Source organism: Cupriavidus consociatus (genome assembly GCF_017814975.1).
GTDB classification, from domain to species: domain Bacteria; phylum Pseudomonadota; class Gammaproteobacteria; order Burkholderiales; family Burkholderiaceae; genus Cupriavidus; species Cupriavidus consociatus.
Map to the genome: position 1 here is coordinate 70,953 of NZ_JAGIQA010000004.1, position 19,424 is coordinate 90,376.

The following is a 19,424-nucleotide window of genomic DNA, read 5'->3' on the forward strand; positions in this document are numbered from 1 at the left end:
CTGCCCTCACACCTCCTTCTCCCCGTGCCGCACCGGCAACGCTGGCGCCGCCTCCTGCCTCCCCAACTGCATGAAAATCCACGCCGACGCACAAGTAATCAGCCCCATGCAGACAAAGGTGGCATGAAACGCCGGCAACACCGCCGCCGTGTCCCCGCCAAACCGATGCTGGAACGTGGCCAGCAGCGCCCCCGCCGAGGTCACCGCCAGGCTCATCGACAGCATCTGCACCATCGACAGCATGCTGTTGCCGCTGCTGGCGCCGGCGCCGCTCAGGTCCTTGAGCGTCACGGTATTCATCGCCGTGAACTGGACCGAATTGACCGTGCCGAACACGGCCAGCAACGGGACCAGCAGCCATAGCGGCAGTTGCGGCGTGATCAGCGCGAAGGCGGCCATCACCAGGCCGACGACGAAGGTGTTGGAGACCAGCACACGGCGGTAGCCGTGGCGCTGGATCAGCCGCGTGGCGAACCGCTTGGAGGCCATGCCGGCGGCGGTGACGGGCAGCATCATCAGGCCGGCGTCGAACGGTGAGTAACCCAGGCTGACCTGCAGCGTCAGCGGGATCAGGAACGGCATCGAGCCATTGCCGATGCGGGCGAACAGGTTGCCCAGCAGGCCGACGCTGAAGCTGTGGATGCGGAACAGTCGCAGCGGAAACAGCGGCTGCTTGCGGCGGTTGGCATGCAGGCCATAGGCAGTCAGCGCGGCCATGCTGGCAATCAGCAGCAACAACACGGTGGCGTGCTCGAAGCCCAGGCCGGCCAGCCCGTCGAGCGAGAAGGACAGCGCCAGCATGGCGACGGCCAGCAGCAGGTAGCCAGCAATGTCGAAGCGGCCGATGCCGGACAGTTTCGCGTTCGGCATATAGCGGATCGTGGCGAGCGCGCCGAGCAGGCCGACCGGCACGTTGATCAGGAAGATCCAGTGCCACGACAGCGCCTGCGTCAGCCAGCCGCCCAGCGTGGGGCCGATCAGCGGGCCGATCATGCCCGGGATGGCGACGAAGCTCAGCGCCTGCAGGTACTGTTCGCGCGGGAAGGTGCGCAGCACCGAGAGCCGTCCGACCGGCAGCAGCATGGCGCCGCCCACGCCCTGCACCACGCGTGCGCCGACCAGGAAACTGAGCGTAGGCGCGTACGCGCACAGCAGCGAGCCCGCCACGAACAGGCCGATCGCGGTCTGGAAGATGGTGCGCGTGCCGAAGCGGTCGGCGAGCCAGCCCGAGGCCGGGATGATCACCGCCATGGTCAGCGAGTAGGCAATCACCACGGACTGCATGCGCAGCGGGCTCTCGCCCAGGCTGCGCGCCATCGACGGCAAGGCGGTGTTGACGATGGTTGAGTCCAGCGTCTGCATGAAGAAGCCGACCGCCACGACCCACAGCATGATGCGGCGGGTACGGTAGTCCGGCGGTGGCACGACGGGAACGTCTGGCAAGGGCGCGGTCATTACGCAATGCTCCGGGCTGGCGCGCGCCGCCGCCGGCAATGACCAGTGAAGCCATGCTGGCGGACGCGGCCAAAGCCAACACCTTAAAGGGCAATGGCGCAACAGGCAATCAACGAAAGCGGGCGCAACCACCGCCACGTGCCGAGCCTACAAGGCCGCGCGCAGCCCGATGAAGAAGCGCCGGCCCGGTGCCGGCTCGAAATAACGCCCGTTGGCCTCGTTGACGATCACCGAGCCGATATAGCGCCGGTCGGTCACGTTGTCGATGCGCCCGAACAGGTAGGCGCGGGTCGGGCCGATGCGGAATTCATAGCCCGCGCGCAGGTTGAAGACCGCGTATCCGGGCGCGGCCTGAGTGTTGAGGTCGTCGGCATAGACACGGCTGTCGAGGCGCATCTCGGCGCCGAGCGTGAGCGGCGCCAGCGGCCGCCAGGCCACCTCGGCGCTGACGCTGTGGCGCGCGGTGCCGGGCAGCCGGTTGCCCGCAGGCACGGTCTGGCCCTGCGCGTTGACGAAAGCATCGCCGAAATAGGCATCGAGCCAGGTATAGGCCAGACCGGCCTCGATGCGGCTGCCGCCGCCCTGCCCCGGCGTGCCGACCTGCCCCAGGAAGCCGCCGCGCCAGCCCAGCTCGAAGCCGCGCCGGCGCACGCCGTTGACATTCTGGTAGACGGTGCGGCCCGCGTTGTTCGATTGCGGCACCACTTCGTCGTGGCTGTCGGCATCGAACAGCGCCGCTTCCAGCCGCTGCCCGCCGGCCTGCCACTTGATGCCGATCTCGCCCTGGCGGCTGGTCGAGGCGCGCAGGCCGAGGTTGCTGCCGACGCCGCCGGGACCGTAGGCGACCTCGGTCAGCGTCGGCGTCTCGAAACCGCGCCCGAGGTTGGCGTAGACGTTCATGGTATCGAGCGCATGCCACACCAGTCCCAGCACCGGGCTGACGTTGCTGTAGGTGGCGGTGCCGCTGTCGTCGGGGCTCGCCGCGGTGATGAACTGGTCGTCGATGCCCAGCCGCACGCGGCTGGCGCGCACGCCGCCGACCACCTGCCAGGCGGGATGGAAGGTCCAGTCGACCTGCGCGAAGGCGCCCAGGTCGGTCGCGGTATTGGTCTCGTCGCGCCGCAGCGCGCCCTGGCTGCCATCCTGGTTGACGTAGCCGTTGCGGCCGTCGCGCATGCCGTTGGCCTCCACCCCGGCCGTCCACAGCAGCGGCAGGCCGTTTGCGGCGGTGGCGCGCCGGCTCCAGGACAACGCGCCCCCGCCATAGATGCGATCCAGGTCGACGATGCCGCCAGATGACGTCGGCGCGGCGCCGCTGAAACCGAGCCGCTGGTACAGGTTGCGGGTGCCGCCGTAGAGACGTCCGGAGAGGCTGTCGATGTCGGTCAGCCGGTGCTCCACCACCACGCCCGCCTGCGCCTGCTCGACGTTCTTGCCGGTGTCGAACTGGGTCGCCGCCGGCACCGCCTGGCGCGGGCTGGCATCGGCCTGCGCACGTGTCAGCCCGAGCGGATCCTGCGCCAGCGGCTGGTTGAAGTAGTTGAACTGGCCACTCACGCGCGTGCCGCTGGCCGGCTGCGCCACCACGCGTGCATTGAACTGGTAGCGGCGCGCCGCCGAGTGGTCGCGGTAGCCGTCGGTCTGGTAGGTCCAGGCATCGAGCGAGCCGCCCAGGCGCTCGTTGCCGCCGGCCAGCGCCACCCCTGCCTGCCACTGGCCGTCCGAGCCGAAGCCGGTCGACGCGCGCGCGGTAAAGCCGTCCTTGGGCGGATCGGGCGTGAACACATGCACCACGCCGCCCGAGGCGTTGCCGTACATCTGCGCGAACGGGCCGCGCAGCACCTCGACGCGGCCGGCGTTGGCGAGGTCGGCGGTGGAAGCCTGGCCCTGGCCGTCGGGCATGGTCGCGGGGATGCCGTCGACATAGAGCCGCACGCCGCGCACGCCGAACGTGGAGCGCGTGCCGAAGCCGCGCACCGCCAGTTGCAGGTCCTGCGAGTAGTTCTGCCGGTCGCGCACAGCCACGCCCGGTACACCTGCCAGCACCTCGGACAGATTGACCAGCGGCGTGGCGCTGCGCAGCGGATCGACCGGCACGCTGTCCACCGCAGCGGGCGCATCGAATCGGCGCTGCTCGCTGCGGGTGGCGGTGACCACGATGTCGGGGAGGGTCTCACCAGTGGCGGCGGCCACAGCGCTGTCCGGCGCATCGGCGGCGCGCACGCCGGTGCATGCAAGCAGCAGGATTGCCAACGCCAATGCCTTGGGCACCGGGGCAAGGCGGCAGGGACGGGGCTGATGCATGGCCGGCGAAGGCTGCGTGCCGCCTGGTCTCATGATGATCGGGGGCGTGGGGCACAGGTGGAGGTGTCGCAACTTTATCGCGTTCAGCGGCGCATTTCCATGACCGCCGCTGCGGGGGAAACCCCGGGACGCCGCTGCAGGGGGCAGCGCCCGGGGGGCGCCCGTACGGATATTCAAATTATTTCAATAACTTGTTTCGTAAAGGGCCCATCGCAGGGGCATCGGTCTGCCTAAACTCTCTTCACCGACCGACACAACCCGCAACGCGAACAGCAGACTCGCTACAGCGCAATGCAGCAAACGGTCATTCAGATTTTTAAATCAAGGGACTAGACACTATGCATACCCAAGCTACCCGCGTCGCCATCGTCTACCACAGCGGCTACGGCCACACCGCCAAGCAGGCCCAGGCCGTTGCCCGCGGCGCCGGCAGCGTGGCGGGCGCCGAAAGCCTGCTGATTCCGGTGGAGGACATCGACCAGCACTGGGACACGCTGGAGCAGGTCGACGCCATCATCTTCGGCGCGCCGACCTACATGGGCAGCGCCTCGGCGCAGTTCAAAGGCTTCATGGACGCCACCTCGCGCAACGTCTTCGCCAAGGGCGGCAAGTGGGCCAACAAGGTCGCGGCCGGATTCACCAACGCCGCCTCGCGTTCGGGCGACAAGCTGGCAACGCTGCAGCAGATCGCCATCTTCGCGGCACAGCACGGCATGCACTGGGTCAACCTGGGCTTGCCTCCGGGCCACAACAACTCCAAGTCGACCGAAGATTCGCTGAACCGCCATGGCTTCTTCCTGGGCGCCGCCGCGCAGTCCAACGCCGATGAAAGCGCCGACGTGGTGCCGCCTCTGGCGGACCTGCGCACCGCCGAGCACCTCGGTGCGCGCGTAGCCGAAGTGGCGCAACAACTGGTGGCAGGCCGGCGCGCGCTGGCAGAACTGAAGCAGGCCGCCTGACCATTCACCACGCCTCGCGCGTAAGTTGCCTGCCGGCCCTTTCGGGGCCGGTTTGCGTTTTGGGAGACGTGCGTTGCGCGGCAGCGGGAATGCCCCTGCGCCAATATGGCTTTGCGTCAGCGCAAGCGCGGCCGCAGCAGGTCAGGCACCAGCCATGCCGGTTGACAGCCATCAACCCCGGCGCAGAACAGCTGACTTCGGCAATCCCCTACCACTATATGTAGTGATAATCTGCGCATCACGCACTACATAGAGGGGTAAGCATGCGCGACGCACAGCAAGCCGGCACGCTGCCGCCGGCACAGCCAGGCGGCCAGGTCGACGTGGCCAGTGCCATGGAGGAATACCTGGCCCAGCGCGACTGGCGCGTGCATGCCAACGCCAACCAGGGCTACAGCCTGGGCGGACTGATCCTCAACGTCGCCGGCAAGGTCACGGCCAACTACTGGCTGTCGCACATCTTCAGCCCGCAAGCGGGGCAGGCGCATCGCGACGGCGACCTGCATATCCATGACCTCGACATGCTGTCCGGCTACTGTGCCGGCTGGTCGCTGCGCCAGTTGCTGGCGGAAGGCTTCAACGGCGTGCCGGGCAAGGTCGAGGCCAACCCGCCCAGGCATATGTCGGCTGCCGTGGGCCAGATCGTCAACTTCCTCGGCACGCTGCAGAACGAGTGGGCCGGCGCGCAGGCGTTTTCCAGCTTCGATACCTACATGGCGCCGTTCGTGCGGCACGACCGCATGGACTACCGCGCGGTGCGCCAGTCGATGCAGGAACTGGTGTTCAACCTGAACGTGCCGAGCCGGTGGGGCACGCAGACGCCCTTCACCAACCTCACCTTCGACTGGACCTGCCCGCAGGACCTGGCCGGCCAGGTACCGTATATCGCCGGCGAGGAAATGGCGTTCACCTACGGCGACCTGCAGCGGGAGATGGACATGATCAACCGCGCCTACATCGAGGTCATGATGCAGGGCGATGCACGCGGGCGCGCCTTCACCTTCCCGATCCCCACCTACAACATCACGCCGGACTTCGACTGGGACCATGCCAATGCCGAGCCGCTGTTCGAGATGACGGCGCGCTACGGGCTGCCTTACTTTCAGAACTTCATCAATTCCGACCTGGAGCCGCACATGGTCCGCTCCATGTGCTGCCGGCTGCAGCTGGACCTGCGCGAACTGCTCAAGCGCGGCAACGGCCTGTTCGGTTCGGCCGAGCAGACCGGCTCCGTCGGCGTGGTCACGGTCAACTGCGCGCGCCTGGGCTACCTGCACGCGGGCGACGAGGCCGGGCTGATGGCCGCCCTGGACCGCCTGCTGGCCCTGGGCCGCGATGTACTCGAAGACAAGCGCCGCGTGGTGCAGCACTACATCGACGCGGGGCTCTATCCCTATACGCGCCGCTACCTCGGCACGCTGCGCAACCACTTCAGCACGCTCGGCGTCAACGGCATCAACGAGATGATCCGGAATTTCTCCGACGACGCCGACGACATCACGACGCCGGGCGGGCATGCCATGGCATTGCGGCTGCTCGACCATGTGCGCGCGCGCATCGGCGAGTTCCAGGAAACGACCGGCCACCTTTACAACCTCGAGGCAACGCCGGCCGAAGGCACGACCTACCGCTTCGCGCGCGAAGACCGCAAGCGCTGGCCGGGCATCCGGCAGGCCGGCACGGCCGAGCAGCCTTACTACACCAACTCCAGCCAGCTCCCGGCCGGCTATACCGACGATCCGTTCACCGCGCTGTCGATGCAAGAGGCGCTGCAAGGCAAGTACACCGGCGGCACCGTGCTGCACCTGTACATGAACGAAGCCCTGTCCAGCGCACAGGCCTGCAAGGCGCTGGTCCGGCGCGCGCTGTCGCGCTTCCGCGTGCCGTATCTGACCGTCACGCCCACCTTCTCGATCTGCCCGAAGCACGGCTACCTGAGCGGGCGCCACGAGTTCTGTCCCCGGTGCGATGCCGAGTTGCTGGCACGCACCCCAGCCGCGGCCAGCGCGCCGCAAACCCAACCTGAAGAGGAGCTCTCATGAATACCGAATCGCACCAGCCAGCCACGCCGGCCCTCGATCCCACCCTGCGGACCCGCTGCGAGATCTGGACCCGGGTGATGGGCTACCACCGGCCCGTGACGTCCTTCAACACCGGCAAGCAGGGGGAATTCAATGAGCGGCGTTTCTTCACTGAAAGCGCCTGTCGCTGACGGCCACTGCCTCACGGCCATACCGGTGCCCGCGCCAGCGGCCGCCGCGTCATTGCAGGGCGGGCCGGCGCTCGCCGGCCTGGTGCCGTTCTCCAGCGTGGACTGGCCCGGCCAGCTGGCGGCGGTGCTGTTTATTGCCGGCTGCCCGTGGCGCTGCGGCTATTGCCACAACCCCCACCTGCAGCGGCGCCATGCGGCCTACGCCTGGCCAGCGGTGCTGGACTGGCTGAAGACCCGCGCGGGGCTGCTCGACAGCGTGGTGTTTTCCGGCGGCGACCCGCTCAGCGAAGCGCGCCTTCCTGAGCTGGCCGCGGCGGTGCGCGCGCTCGGTTTCAAGGTGGGGCTGCATACCGCCGGCATCTACCCGCGCCGTCTCGCCACGCTGTTGCCGCGGCTGGACTGGGTCGGGCTGGATATCAAGGCGGACGCGGCCGGCCACGATGCGCTGGTCGGACGGCCCGGCGGCCTGGCGCGGGTGCAGGCCAGCCTGGCGCTGCTGCTCGGCGCCGGCGTTCCGTTCGAATGCCGGACAACGTGGGATCCCGCCTGCCTCAGCGAGCCGCGCTTGCTGGCGCTGGCAAGTGCGCTGGCCGCGCAAGGCGTGCGCCACTATGCCGTGCAGGCCTGCCGGACAGGCACCGTGGCGGTGCCTGGCGCATCGTTGAGCGCGCCGGCGCGCCAGGCGCTGGAGTCATCGTTCGAGACGTTCTGCTACCGCGAAGGGTGAGCCGGGCTGCCTGCCCGAGCCTTTGGCGCCGGCCGGCAAAAAATCTCCTAAAGCCCGGCCATTCCCCGTCGATAACAGTAGGTTGAGGCGTCAAGCGTGCGTGCCGGCAAACCGGCACCGGCGAGGCGCCGTAACAGCCGATTAGGAAAGCTGGGGAACGGAGGAGACATGCAGAACCTGGGGATACGGATGAAGCTTGGCGCGGCGTTCGGCGCCATGTGGGCATTGGCGGCGGTCGGCATCGCGATTGCACTGCCGCGCATGCAGGGTGCCGCCGACGGCAACGCGCGCAACCTGCTGGTAGCGCTTGGGCTGGCCGGCTTGGGTGTGGCGATTGCGGCCACCTGGGCGCTGGCGCGCAGCATCGAGGCGCCGCTGGCCGAAGCGGTCTACATCGCCGAGACAGTGGCCGCTGGCGACCTGAGTCAGGACTTCGAGACCGAGCGCGGCGGCGAATTCGGCCGGCTGCTGGGTGGACTGGGCGAGATGGAAGACATGCTCACCGACCTGGTGACGCGCATCAAGGCCGCCACCGATTCCATCGGCGCGGCCTCGCACCAGATCGCCGCCGGCAATACCGACCTGTCGCAGCGCACCGAGGAACAGGCCGCCTCGTTGCAGCAGACCGCAGCCAGCATGGGCGAGCTGACGGCAATGGTGCGCCAGAACACCGAACGCGCACGCGCGGCCAACGGCCTCGCGGAGGCGGCATCCGGCATCGCCGAGCGCGGCGGCGAGGTGGTCGGCAACGTGGTCCAGACCATGTCGGCGATCAGCGCCAGTTCGCGCAAGGTCACCGACATCATCGAAGTGATCGAAGGCATTGCCTTCCAGACCAACATCCTCGCGCTGAACGCCGCGGTGGAAGCCGCGCGCGCCGGCGAGCAGGGTCGCGGCTTTGCCGTGGTGGCGGGCGAGGTGCGCACGCTGGCGCAGCGCAGTGCCGCGGCGGCCAAGGAGATCAAGCAGCTGATCGATGCTTCGGTGCAGCAGGTGGACAGCGGTTCGGCGCTGGTGGGCCAGGCCGGCGCGACCATGCATGAAATCGTGCAGTCGGTCGGCCGTGTCACGGCGCTGCTGGGCGAGATTACCGTGGCGTCGGAGCAGCAGAGCGCGGGAATCGCGCAGGTGAATGAAGCGGTGGCGCAGATGGACAGCGTGACGCAGCAGAACGCCGCGCTGGTGGAGCAGGCGGCCAGTGCTTCGAGCGCGCTGGCGGGACAGGCTACGGAGTTGCAGCAGGTGGTAGCGGAGTTCAGGCTGGAGGCTTGAGGGGGGATTGAGCCGAGTATTCCGGGCCGACAGCACTGCGAATGTTGTCTCCCCTCTCCCGCAAGCGGGAGAGGGGAGCAAGCCGACGGAATGGGATCTGTCCTCGGCCTTCCCAAGCGGCCTTCGCCGCGTTACTGCCTTACACCGCCGCAGCCACCCCAACCGGCAGCACCGCCTGCACCGCCGCAGCAAAGCGCTCCACGATATTGTCGATATCCCGTTCGGTGCAGATGAACGGCGGCGCAAACAACACATGGTCGCCGCGCACGCCGTCCACCGTGCCACCCATCGGATAGACCAGCAACCCGTTCTGCATCGCCGCAGACTTCAGCCGCGCATGCGTCTTCAGCGCGGGATCGAGCGTCGCCTTGCTGTCGCGGTCCGCGACGAACTCCACGCCGACAAACAGCCCGCGCCCGCGCACGTCGCCCAGGTTGGGATGCTCGCCCAGCGCCTCGCACAGCCGCGCACGCAGTTGTTCGCCGCGGGCCAGCACCTTGGCAAGCAGCTTGTCTTCGGCGATCGTGCGCTGCACCGCCAGCGCCGCCGCGCAGGCGGTGGCATGGCCGATGTAGGTATGGCCGTGCTGGAAGAAGCCGCTGCCGCCGACAATGGCGTCATAGACGCGGCGCGTCGAGAGCATCGCCCCGATCGGCTGGTAGCCGGCACCGAGGCCCTTGGCAATGGTGACGATATCCGGCACCACGCCATCCTCTTCGCACGCGAACAGGTAGCCGGTGCGACCCATGCCGGACATCACTTCGTCCAGGATCAGCAGCACGCCATACTTGTCGCACACGGCGCGGACGCGCTTCAGGTAGTCGGCCACCGGCGGCACCGCGCCCGCGGTAGCCCCGACCACCGTTTCGGCGACGAAAGCGGCGACGGTTTCCGGCCCCAGTTCCAGGATCTTCGCTTCGAGTTCGTCGGCGAGCCGCTGTGCGTACTGCGCGTCGGTCTCGCCCGCCTGCTGGTCGCGATAGGCGTAGCACGGCGAGACGTGGTGCGCCGGCACCAGCAGCGGCAGGAACGGTTCGCGCCGCCACGCATTGCCGCCGATCGCCAGCGCGCCGAGCGTGTTGCCGTGGTAGCTCTGGCGGCGCGCGATGAAATGGCGGCGGTCCGGCTGGCCCACCTCGACGAAGTACTGGCGCGCCAGCTTCAGCGCCGATTCCACGGCCTCGGAGCCGCCCGACACGAAATACACATGGTCGAGATCTCCGGGCGCGGCTTGCGCCAGCGTTTCGGCCAGCGTTTCCGACACCTCGGTGGTGAAGAACGAGGTATGCGCGTAGGCGATGGTGTCAAGCTGCGACTTGATCGCTTCGATCACACGCGGGTGCGCGTGCCCCAGGCACGACACGGCGGCGCCGCCGGAGGCATCGAGGTAGCGCTTGCCTGCGCTGTCGATCAGTTCGATCCCCTGCCCGGCAATGGCGACGGGCAATGTCTGGCGCGGATTGCGATGGAATACGTGGGTCATGATGGTATTGAAGTGGCAGTGCCTTTTCGCGCTTCGTGGCGCGCGGCGGATGATGGTTGTGCGGGCCGGCGCTGCAGCACGCGGCCGGTGAATGCGGGGAGCGCGCGCCCATTGCCGTTTGCCTGTGCGTCTTGCTCCCATACCTGCGCGCCATTGACCCAGACGCCATGGATGCCGGTGCTGAGCTGCAGCGGATCTTTGAAGGTGGCGCGGTCCTGCACATGGTCGGCATCGAACAGGACCAGGTCGGCAAAGGCGCCCCGCGCGATCTGTCCGCGATCCTGCAGGCCGTACTGTTGCGCGGCCAGGCCCGACATCTTGTGGATCGCCGTCTCCAGCGTCATCAGTTGGTCCTCGCGTACCATGCGCGCGAGGATGCGCGGGAACGTGCCCCACTGGCGCGGGTGCGGGCGCGGGTCGAAGGGCAGGCCGTCCGAGCCGAACACCGTCAGCGGAAACTGCGCGATCCGTTCCACGTCGCGCTCGTCCATGATGAAGTAGATCGCCGCGGCGGGGCGCAGCTTTTCCAGCAGCGCATCTTCGTCCAGGCCGAGCTCTTGCATCAGTTCGTGGAAGTCGCGCCCGCCCGCAGCCGGATAGCCGGTTGACCAGGTGATCATGGTGCGAGTGGACTGGCGCACGCGGTCCAGCCGCAGCATGGTCGAAGTGGCCGGATACGGATGGCAGTCCAGACACAGCGGCTGCAGCCGCGCGGCGTCGGCGAGCAGGCGCAGCGTTTCGAGCGAGCGCCCGTGGTTGCGCTTGCCAGCCACCTTGTGGTGCGAGAACACCACCGGGCAATCCAGCGCGCGGCCGATGCGCAGCGCCTCTTCGATCGACGGCACGATCTGGTCGGTTTCGTCGCGCAGATGCGTGGAATACAGGCCGCGATGCACGCGCACCGGCTCGCAGACGGCGATGATCTCGGCCTCGGTCGCTGCGGCCGCTGGCGGGTAGAAGGTGCCGGTCGACACGCCGAACGCGCCTGCTGCCATCGCCAGCCCGACTTCGTCGCGCATGGCGGCGATCTCGGCCTCGGTGGCGGCGCGGTCCAGTTGCGGCATGGCACGCACGCGCAGCGTGGAGTGGCCCAGCAACGGCACCACGTTGACGTTGGCCGGCGTGGCGCGCAAAGCGTCAAGCCACTGCGCGAAGGTATCGAAGCGGAACAACTCGGCCGGCCCGAGCAGGTCCAGCGGCTGCGGCGGCGCGCTGCTCAGCAAGGGCGCCACGCTGATGCCGCAATTGCCGGTGACGACCGTGGTGATGCCCTGCGAAACCTTGGGCGTCATGTCCCGGTGCACCAGCAAGTAGCCGTCGTCATGCGTATGGGCATCGATAAAGCCCGGCGCCAGCACGCGGCCGGCGGCATCGACGCTGCGCGCCGCGCGCACCGCGCCGCAGTCGCCGACGGCCACGATGCGGTCGCCCGCCACCGCCACGTCGGCGACGCGCCGCGGCGCACCGGTGCCGTCGACCACGTTAGCGTTCCGAAACACCAGGTCGGCGTGTCCGGGCATGGATTGCTGCACTGCCATCGTCATTCCTCTGCCTACTGCGGCATGATGCCGGCCTGACGCACTACCGCCGCCCACTTGTCGGTCTCGCGCGCGGCGTAGCCGGACAGTGCCTGCGGCGTGCCGCCGACGGTTTCCGCGCCCATCGACGCGAATTTTTCCTTGATCGCGGGATTGGCCAGCGCACGGTTGAAGGCGCCGTTGAGCTTGCCCACCACCTCGGGTGGCGTGCCTTGCGGCGCCACCAGCCCGCCCCACGCCACACTCTCAAAGCCGGGCACGCCCGACTCGGCAATGGTCGGCAGCGCCGGCAGCAGCGGCGAGCGCGCCAGGCTGGTCACGGCCAGCGGCTTGAGCTTGCCGGCCTGGATCAGCGGCAGGATGGTCGGCATGTTGTCGATCAGCACGTTGACCTGCCCCGCCATCACATCGGTCGCGGCCTGCGGGCTGCCCTTGTAACCCACGTGCATCCACGCCAGGCGTGCCTTGTCGGCGAGCAACTGGCCGGTCAGGTGGCCGGAGGTGCCCTGTCCCGGCGACGCATAGGTGACCTTGTCGGGATTGGCCTTGATGTAGGCCACCAGCTCCGCAAAGGTCTTGACCGGCATGTCGCGGTTGACGGCGATCACGTTGGGCACCTTGAACAGCAGCACCACCGGCACGAAGGCATCCGGGCGGTATGGCAGCTTGCGGAAGGTGCTCTTGTTGATCGACAGCGTGACGTTATTGGCATAGCCCAGCGTATAGCCGTCGGGCGCGGCGCGCTCCAGTTCGGAGATGCCGATCACGCCGGAGGCTCCGGGCTTGTTGTCGATCACAAAGGACTGGCCGAGGGACTTGGTGACTTCGGCGCCCAGCGCGCGCAGCAGTACGTCGGGGCTGCCGCCCGCTGCCGAGGGCACGACCAGCCGGATCGGGCGGGATGGGTAGCTGTCGGCTGCGAAGGCGGAGGCGGACAGGCCGGCGCAGGCCAGTCCGAGCATGGCGGCGAGGAAATGGCGTCTTGGCTGGTGTTGCATAGGGGGCCCTGTTGAGAAGGAATGCCTTCGGCGGGTAGGCATCCGCAGTATAGGGTCAGCCCCGGAACAAATGCAACAGTTGTTTCCTTACATATATTTCGCGAAACATACGTTGTTTCACTCCTTGCGCCTCGGCTGCCGGAAACACCGTCGGCCGAGATGAAACAGTCGTTGCAACAGGTGCGTGCCCCGACAAAGGCTTCGGATTTCCGGCAAATTGCGCAGCAACGCTTCAGGCGGGGCTGCGCGCCTTGTCCCCCGCGCGTTTGCGCGGCATGCGGGCCGCCACAGCTTTGCCGCCATCGTCGCTCGCCCCGATCGCGCCCTCGTCCAGCGCCTCGACGATCGCGATCAGGTATGCCAGCCCCTCATCCCCAGGCCGCCGGCTCAGCGACGTGGTGACCTTGGTCCACACCGTGCCGCCATCCGCGCGGATAAAGCGCTTCTTCAGCGTATAGGTCTCGACCTCGCCATCCAGCAGGCGCCGGTACAACGCCAGGTTTTCCTCCAGGTCTTCCGGCACCGTCAGTTCCTGGAACGTCCGTTGCACCAGCGTGGCGTTGTCATAACCCAGGATCTCGCACAGCTTGCGGTTGGCGCGCAACCAGTGGCCGTTCAGGTCCACGTGGGCGATCCCGACCGCGGCCTGCTCGAAGGTGGCGCGAAAGCGTTCCTCACTGTCGCGGTGCGCGGCCTCCACGCGCTTCTGCTCGGTAACGTCCTGCGACGCGCCCACCATGGTCAGCGCATTGCCGTGCTCGTCCAGCGTGACCTCGCCTTCCTCGTGGATGTCGCGGTGGCTGCCGTCGGGCAGCGTGATGCGGTAGTCGACACGGTATGGCGCCTTGTCGACGGTCGCCGCGCGAATGGCGGCCTGCACGCGCGAGCGGTCTTCCTCGACGATCGAGGCCAGGTAGCGCTCCATGGTCACCTTGAACGCCTGCGGCGCCCAGCCGAAGATGCGGTAGGCCTCGTCTGTCCAGGCGCAGTCATCGGTCTGGATGTTCCAGGTCCAGCCGCCCAGGTGCGCGATCTCCTGCGCCTTGGCCAGCAGTGCCTCGTTCTGGCGCAGGGCGGCTTCGGCGCGTCGGCGTTCGGTGATGTCCAGGCTGACGCCGATCATCTTCACCGGGCGCTGGTCGAAGTCGCGCACCAGCGTGGCCCGCGACGAGATCCAGCGCATCGCGTCCTCATGGACCACGCGGAATTCCCACTCGTGCATTTCCTGCGCGCCCAGCGTGCGCGCCAGGACTTCTTTCAGCCGCGCCACGTCGGCCGGATGCACGCAGACCCAGAAGTCATCCATGTTGCGGATATGGCGGCCGAACAGCGTGACGTCGTTGGACGAATACGTCAGGCCATCGGTCAGCACGTTCCATTCCCAGGTGACGATGCCCGAGACTTCCTGCGCGAATTTCATCCGCGCCTCGCTTTCCATGATCTCGGCAAGGTGCTTCTGGCGCAGTTCCTTGATGTGCGGATCGGAACCGCTGCTAGCCTCCAGGTCGGCGATGGCCTGCTCGCCGTAGCGCAGCCACAGCCAGTTCACGCCCAGGAAACGCGCCAGCGCCAGCAGGCGCTCGTATTCGATCTCGCCGCCGCGAGTCCACTTGTGCACCGCCGATGGCGAGACCGACAGGGCCTCGGCCACTTGCTTGAGCATGATCCTTTTGCCCTCCAGCACGCCTTTCAGGCGGGTGGCAAAAGTGTCTTCGGTCATGGCATCCCCTACTTTTTTTCAACCGGTGGTGAATTGAGTAACTCGAACCTTACACCATCACGGTAAATCGCGTGAATCAATAGCCTAGATCAATTGCGCGGCGGAATTAGATCGCTTTTCCAATATTGCAGACTCCCCGCTCTCGTCACTAGACTTCGCTTCACATCACTACTGGTAATTTAATTCACTAATAGTGAATCGAAAACTACCGCACAGACCGAGACAAACGAGGAGACACCCCATGCAGGACACCACCACCACCCCTGTCTGCAGCACTACGTCGCTGGCTTACACGCTGCCGGCCTACTACTACACCTCGCCGGAGATCTTCGAGCATGAGAAAAAGACGATCTTCTCCCGCAGCTGGGTGTGCGTGATGCACAAGAGCCAGGTTGCCGAAAACAACCAGTACGCCACGGCCAAGGTGGCGGGCGAGAACGTGTTCGTGGTGCGCGGCCGCGACGGCGTGCTGCGCGCGTTCTACAACGTGTGCCCGCACCGCGCGCACGAGCTGTTCGCCGACGGCGCCGGCAAGGCGAAGAACGTGATCACCTGCCCCTACCACGCCTGGTCCTTCGGGCTGGACGGCAAGCTGATCCACGTGCGCAACGCCGAGAACGTGCCGGGCTTCTGCAAGGACAACGCCGGCCTGACACCGGTGCGCGTGGAAGAGTTCTGCGGCCTGGTTTTCGTCAACCTCGACATGGATGCGAAGCCGCTGGCCGAGCTGGCGGCCGGCCTGAACGACGAGATCCGCGCGCGCTGCCCGGACGTGGACAAGCTGGTGCCGGCGTACAAGCTCACCTACGAGATGAAGGCCAACTGGAAGGTGGTGGTCGACAACTACCTGGAATGCCTGCACTGCCAGACCGCGCACCCCGCGCTGGTCGAGTCGATCAGGATGGAGACCTACCAGCACGAAGTGCGCGGCCTCTACACCAGCCAGGTCGGCCAGACCCGCTCGGGCAGCGACGCCTTCACCTATAACAGCGACGCCCCGAACACCGACTTCGCCGCGTACTGGCTGTGGCCCAACGTCACGCTGAACGTGCTGCCGGGCGACGGCAACTACGGCGTGTTCTACATGTTCCCGGTGGATGCCGACACCACCATCCAGCACTTCGAGTTCTACTTCCGCGACAGCACGCCCACCGCCGAGCAGGAGCAACTGATCGACTACTACAAGAACGTGCTCAAGCCGGAAGACCTCAGCATCGTCGAATCGGTGCAGCGCGGCCTGAAGTCGCGCGGCTACCGCAACGGGCAGGGCCCGCTGCTGGTCACCGACGACAAGACTTCCGCCATCGGCGAGCACGGCGTGCAGCACTTCCAGCAGATGGTGCTCGACGCCCTGGCCGCCTGAACCCACAAGAACAACCGGAACCGCAGCAATGATCCAGACCCAGCTCTATATCGACGGCCAGTGGCAGTCGCCCATCGACCACGGCACGCGCGCCATCGTGAGCCCGGCCGACGAATCCGTGATCGCCCAGGCCGCCGAAGCCACCCGCGCCGACGCGCGCCTGGCCATCGCGGCTGCGCGCAAGGCCTTCGACGGTCCGTGGCGCCAGACGACGATCCGTGACCGCGCCAGGCTGCTGAACAAGATCGCCGAACTGATCGACCGTGACGCCGAGAAGCTGGCCCATCTCGAATCGCTCAACACCGGCAAGACACTGACCGAAAGCCGCACCGACATGGGCGATATCGCCGCCACCTTCCGCTACTTTGCGGGGCTGGTGGCGTCGGAATCGGGCGCCGTCAACGAAGCGCCGCACCACGTGATCAGCCGCACGCTGCGCGAGCCGGTCGGCGTGTGCGGCCTGATCACGCCGTGGAACTACCCGCTGCTGCAGGCGGCGTGGAAAATCGCGCCGGCGCTGGGCGCGGGCAATACGGTGGTGATCAAGCCCAGCAACCTGACGCCGCTGACCACGCACCACTTCACCCAGCTGGTGGCCGAGCTAAACCTGCCGCCGGGCGTGTTCAACCTGGTCACCGGTGGCGCCGAAGTCGGCGCGGAACTGGCCGAAAGCCTGGACGTGGACCTGGTGTCCTTCACCGGCGGCGCCTACGCCGGCGAGAGCATCATGAAAGCCGCCACCGGCAACTTCAAGCGCATCGGCCTGGAGCTGGGCGGCAAGAACCCGAACATCGTCTTTGCCGATGCCGACCTGGATGCCGCGGTGGACTACGCGCTCAACGCCGCGTTCTTCCACGCCGGCCAGGTCTGCTCCGCCGGCTCGCGCCTGATGGTCGAGGACAGCATCTATGATGCATTCATCAACCGGCTGGCCGAGCGCCTGCCGCGCATCGTGATCGGCAACGGCTTCCACGGCGAAACGCAGATGGGCCCGGTGCAGTCGGCGCAACAGCACGAGAAGATCCTCGGCATGGTGCAGGCCGGCATCGCAGAAGGCGCGCGGCTGGTCCACGGCGGCAAGCGGCCGGCGGGCGACGTATACAAGAAGGGATACTGGCTGGAACCGACGCTGCTTGCGGACGTGACGGCAGAGATGAAGATTGCGAAGGAGGAAATTTTCGGGCCGGTGATCACCGCCGAGCGCTTCCGCTCCGAGGAAGAAGCGCTGCGTGCCGCCAACGACACGCCGTACGGCCTGGCCGCCGCAGTCTGGACCCGCGACCTGGACAAGGCCAACCGCATGTCGCGCGCGCTGCGCTTCGGCACGGTGTGGGTCAATGACTACCACCCGTATTTCCCGGAAGCGCCGTGGGGCGGCTACAAGGCGAGCGGCATCGGCCGCGAGCTGGCCCGCATCGGCCTGGACGAGTACACCGAGCTCAAGCACAGCTATATCAACCTCGCCCCCAAGGCGATGGGCTGGTTCGGCGCCTGAGCGCAGCTGACTTCGCAATCGCGTGCGCGGCGGCACCGCCCCCGGGCCGCCACGCACGGCGTCACGCAAACGAGGAGATTGCACCATGCAGGCAATCCATGAGTACGACTACATCATCGTCGGCGCCGGCTCGGCAGGCTGCGTGCTGGCGGCGCGGCTGACCGAGGACGCCGGTGTCTCGGTACTGCTGCTGGAGGCGGGCGGTCCCGACTGGCGCCTGGACTGGCGCACGCAGATGCCGGCCGCGCTGGCCTATCCATTGCAGGGCACCACCTACAACTGGGCCTACGTCACCGAGCCCGAGCCGCACATGAACAACCGCCGCATGACGCAGGGCCGCGGCAAGGGGCTGGGCGGCTCGTCGCTGATCAACGGCATGGTCTACATCCGCGGCAACGCGATGGACTATGACGGCTGGGCGGAGAACCGATCGCTGGAGAACTGGAGCTACGCCGACTGCCTGCCTTACTTCCGCAAGGCCGAGACCTACGACAAGGGCGCCAACGACTACCACGGCGGTAACGGCCCGCTGCATGTGACCACCCCGAAGGCGAACATCAGCCCGCTGTTCGGCGCCTTTATCAAGGCCGGCGAACAGGCTGGCTACGGCAAGACCGACGACCTGAACGGCTACAGGCAGGAAGGCTTCGGCCCGATGGACCGCACTACCACCACGGGCGGGCGCCGCTGCAGCACTTCGCTGGCCTACCTCGACCAGGCGAAGGACCGGCCCAACCTGACCGTGCATACCCGTGCGCTGGCAGACCGCATCCTGTTCTCCGGGCAGCGCGCCATCGGCGTGTCGTACCTCCAGGGCGATCATGTGCGCGAGGCCCGCGCGCGCCGCGAAGTGATCGTCAGCAACGGTGCGGTGGCCTCGCCGCAACTGCTGCTGCGCTCCGGCGTGGGCAATGCGGATGAGCTGCGCGCGTTCGGCATCGATGCCGTCGCGGACCTGAAGGGCGTCGGCGAAAACCTGCAGGACCACCTGGAGATGTACCTGCAATACGAATGCACCAGGCCAGTCTCGCTGTACCCGGCGCTGAAGTGGTGGAACAAGCCGCCGATCGGCATCGAGTGGTACCTGCGCGGCACCGGCATCGCCGCATCCAATCACTTCGAGGCCGGCGGCTTTATCCGCAGCAGCGACGAGTTTGCCTGGCCCAACCTGCAGTACCACTTCATCCCGCTGGCGATGAACTACGACGGCAGCAATCCCGTCCAGTCGCACGGCTTTCAGTGCCATGTGGGCTCGATGCGCTCGCCCAGCACCGGCTTTGTCAAGCTGGCCAGCCGCGACCCGCGCGTGAAGCCACGCCTGCTGTTCAACTACATGGCGCACGACGTCGACTGGCGCGAGTTCCGCGCGGCGGTACGCCTGACGCGGGAGATCATCGGCCAGCAGGCGATGGACCAGTTCCGCGGCCGCGAGATCAAGCCCGGCATGATGATCCAGAGCGATGCCGAGATCGACGCCTTCGTGCGCGAGCATGCCGAGACCGCGCTGCACCCGTCCTGCACCTGCAAGATGGGCGACGCCTCCGACCCGATGGCGGTGGTCGACAACCAGGGCCGCGTGCATGGCCTGTCCGGCCTGCGCGTGATCGATGCCTCGATCATGCCGAGGATCGTCACCGGAAACCTGAATGCGCCCACGATCATGATGGCCGAGAAGCTGGCCGACGTGATCCGAGGCCGCGCCCCGCTGCAGCGTTCGACGGCGCCTTACTACAAGGCGGCGCCTGCGCGCATGCAGGCTAGCGCGGAGCGAGCGCAGCCGCCCACCGCGCGCATCCCCATGCCGATGCCTGCCTGACCCGAGCGGCGCGGCGCGCGGGCATCCCGCCCGAACCCTGACTGCGGCACATGTGCTGCCGGGACCGAGGTCCCGGCGGGCA

14 protein-coding genes are annotated in these 19,424 nt (G+C 67.3%); 8 read left to right on the top strand and 6 right to left on the bottom strand.

Annotated features, from left to right (window positions below):
* Positions 1–6: 6 nt before the first annotated feature.
* Complete coding sequence (gene mdtD, locus J8I82_RS07030) at positions 7–1,455, bottom strand: multidrug transporter subunit MdtD (RefSeq protein ID WP_245179514.1); 1,449 nt, start codon at positions 1,453–1,455, stop codon at positions 7–9.
* 147 nt (positions 1,456–1,602) lie between these two features.
* On the bottom strand, positions 1,603–3,792 hold the full coding sequence (locus tag J8I82_RS07035; protein ID WP_209756183.1) for a TonB-dependent receptor family protein: 2,190 nt from the start codon (positions 3,790–3,792) through the stop codon (positions 1,603–1,605).
* Between the two features lie 305 nt (positions 3,793–4,097).
* Between J8I82_RS07035 and J8I82_RS07040 the strand changes: the two genes are divergently transcribed.
* The 5 genes from J8I82_RS07040 to J8I82_RS07060 all read left to right on the top strand — a co-directional run bounded on the left by J8I82_RS07040 (position 4,098) and on the right by J8I82_RS07060 (position 8,929).
* Entirely contained in the window at positions 4,098–4,718 is a 621-nt protein-coding gene (locus tag J8I82_RS07040) for a flavodoxin family protein (protein WP_209755725.1), read from the top strand.
* Positions 4,719–4,981: 263 nt separating this feature from the next.
* The gene (locus tag J8I82_RS07045) at positions 4,982–6,760 is read left to right on the top strand and encodes a ribonucleoside triphosphate reductase (RefSeq protein WP_209755726.1); all 1,779 of its coding nucleotides are present in this window, start codon (positions 4,982–4,984) and stop codon (positions 6,758–6,760) included.
* The gene (gene nrdD / locus J8I82_RS39050) at positions 6,757–6,930 is read left to right on the top strand and encodes an anaerobic ribonucleoside-triphosphate reductase (protein WP_209755728.1); all 174 of its coding nucleotides are present in this window, start codon (positions 6,757–6,759) and stop codon (positions 6,928–6,930) included. Before J8I82_RS07045 ends, nrdD begins: the two co-directional genes overlap by 4 nt.
* Positions 6,893–7,657 carry an anaerobic ribonucleoside-triphosphate reductase activating protein gene (locus J8I82_RS07055; RefSeq protein ID WP_209755730.1) on the top strand — a complete coding sequence of 255 codons (765 nt, stop codon included), beginning with the start codon at positions 6,893–6,895 and terminating at the stop codon, positions 7,655–7,657. Before nrdD ends, J8I82_RS07055 begins: the two co-directional genes overlap by 38 nt.
* Before the next feature lie 168 nt (positions 7,658–7,825).
* Positions 7,826–8,929, top strand: coding sequence for a methyl-accepting chemotaxis protein (locus J8I82_RS07060; protein WP_209755732.1), 1,104 nt, complete (start codon positions 7,826–7,828; stop codon positions 8,927–8,929).
* A 139-nt stretch (positions 8,930–9,068) separates the two neighbouring features.
* Here the strand turns inward: J8I82_RS07060 and J8I82_RS07065 are convergent, their stop codons facing one another.
* The 4 genes from J8I82_RS07065 to J8I82_RS07080 all read right to left on the bottom strand — a co-directional run bounded on the left by J8I82_RS07065 (position 9,069) and on the right by J8I82_RS07080 (position 14,668).
* On the bottom strand, positions 9,069–10,412 hold the full coding sequence (locus J8I82_RS07065) for an aspartate aminotransferase family protein (RefSeq protein WP_209755734.1): 1,344 nt from the start codon (positions 10,410–10,412) through the stop codon (positions 9,069–9,071).
* On the bottom strand, positions 10,409–11,950 hold the full coding sequence (locus tag J8I82_RS07070; protein ID WP_209755736.1) for an N-acyl-D-amino-acid deacylase family protein: 1,542 nt from the start codon (positions 11,948–11,950) through the stop codon (positions 10,409–10,411). The genes J8I82_RS07065 and J8I82_RS07070 overlap by 4 nt, the downstream gene beginning before the upstream one ends.
* A gap of 14 nt (positions 11,951–11,964) precedes the next feature.
* The gene (locus J8I82_RS07075; RefSeq protein ID WP_209755738.1) at positions 11,965–12,948 is read right to left on the bottom strand and encodes a Bug family tripartite tricarboxylate transporter substrate binding protein; all 984 of its coding nucleotides are present in this window, start codon (positions 12,946–12,948) and stop codon (positions 11,965–11,967) included.
* Between the two features lie 232 nt (positions 12,949–13,180).
* Entirely contained in the window at positions 13,181–14,668 is a 1,488-nt protein-coding gene (locus J8I82_RS07080; RefSeq protein ID WP_209755740.1) for a helix-turn-helix domain-containing protein, read from the bottom strand.
* A gap of 241 nt (positions 14,669–14,909) precedes the next feature.
* Here J8I82_RS07080 and J8I82_RS07085 point away from each other — a divergent pair, with 241 nt between their 5' ends.
* The 3 genes from J8I82_RS07085 (at position 14,910) to betA (ending at position 19,342) form a co-directional block, all read left to right on the top strand.
* Entirely contained in the window at positions 14,910–16,031 is a 1,122-nt protein-coding gene (locus J8I82_RS07085; protein ID WP_209755742.1) for an aromatic ring-hydroxylating oxygenase subunit alpha, read from the top strand.
* A gap of 28 nt (positions 16,032–16,059) precedes the next feature.
* A complete protein-coding gene (locus J8I82_RS07090; protein WP_209755745.1) occupies positions 16,060–17,526 on the top strand; it encodes an aldehyde dehydrogenase family protein in 1,467 nt (488 codons plus the stop codon).
* Between the two features lie 85 nt (positions 17,527–17,611).
* Positions 17,612–19,342 (top strand): choline dehydrogenase, encoded by a 1,731-nt coding sequence (betA, locus tag J8I82_RS07095; RefSeq protein WP_209755747.1) that lies wholly within the window; start codon positions 17,612–17,614, stop codon positions 19,340–19,342.
* The last annotated feature ends 82 nt before the right edge of the window (positions 19,343–19,424 follow it).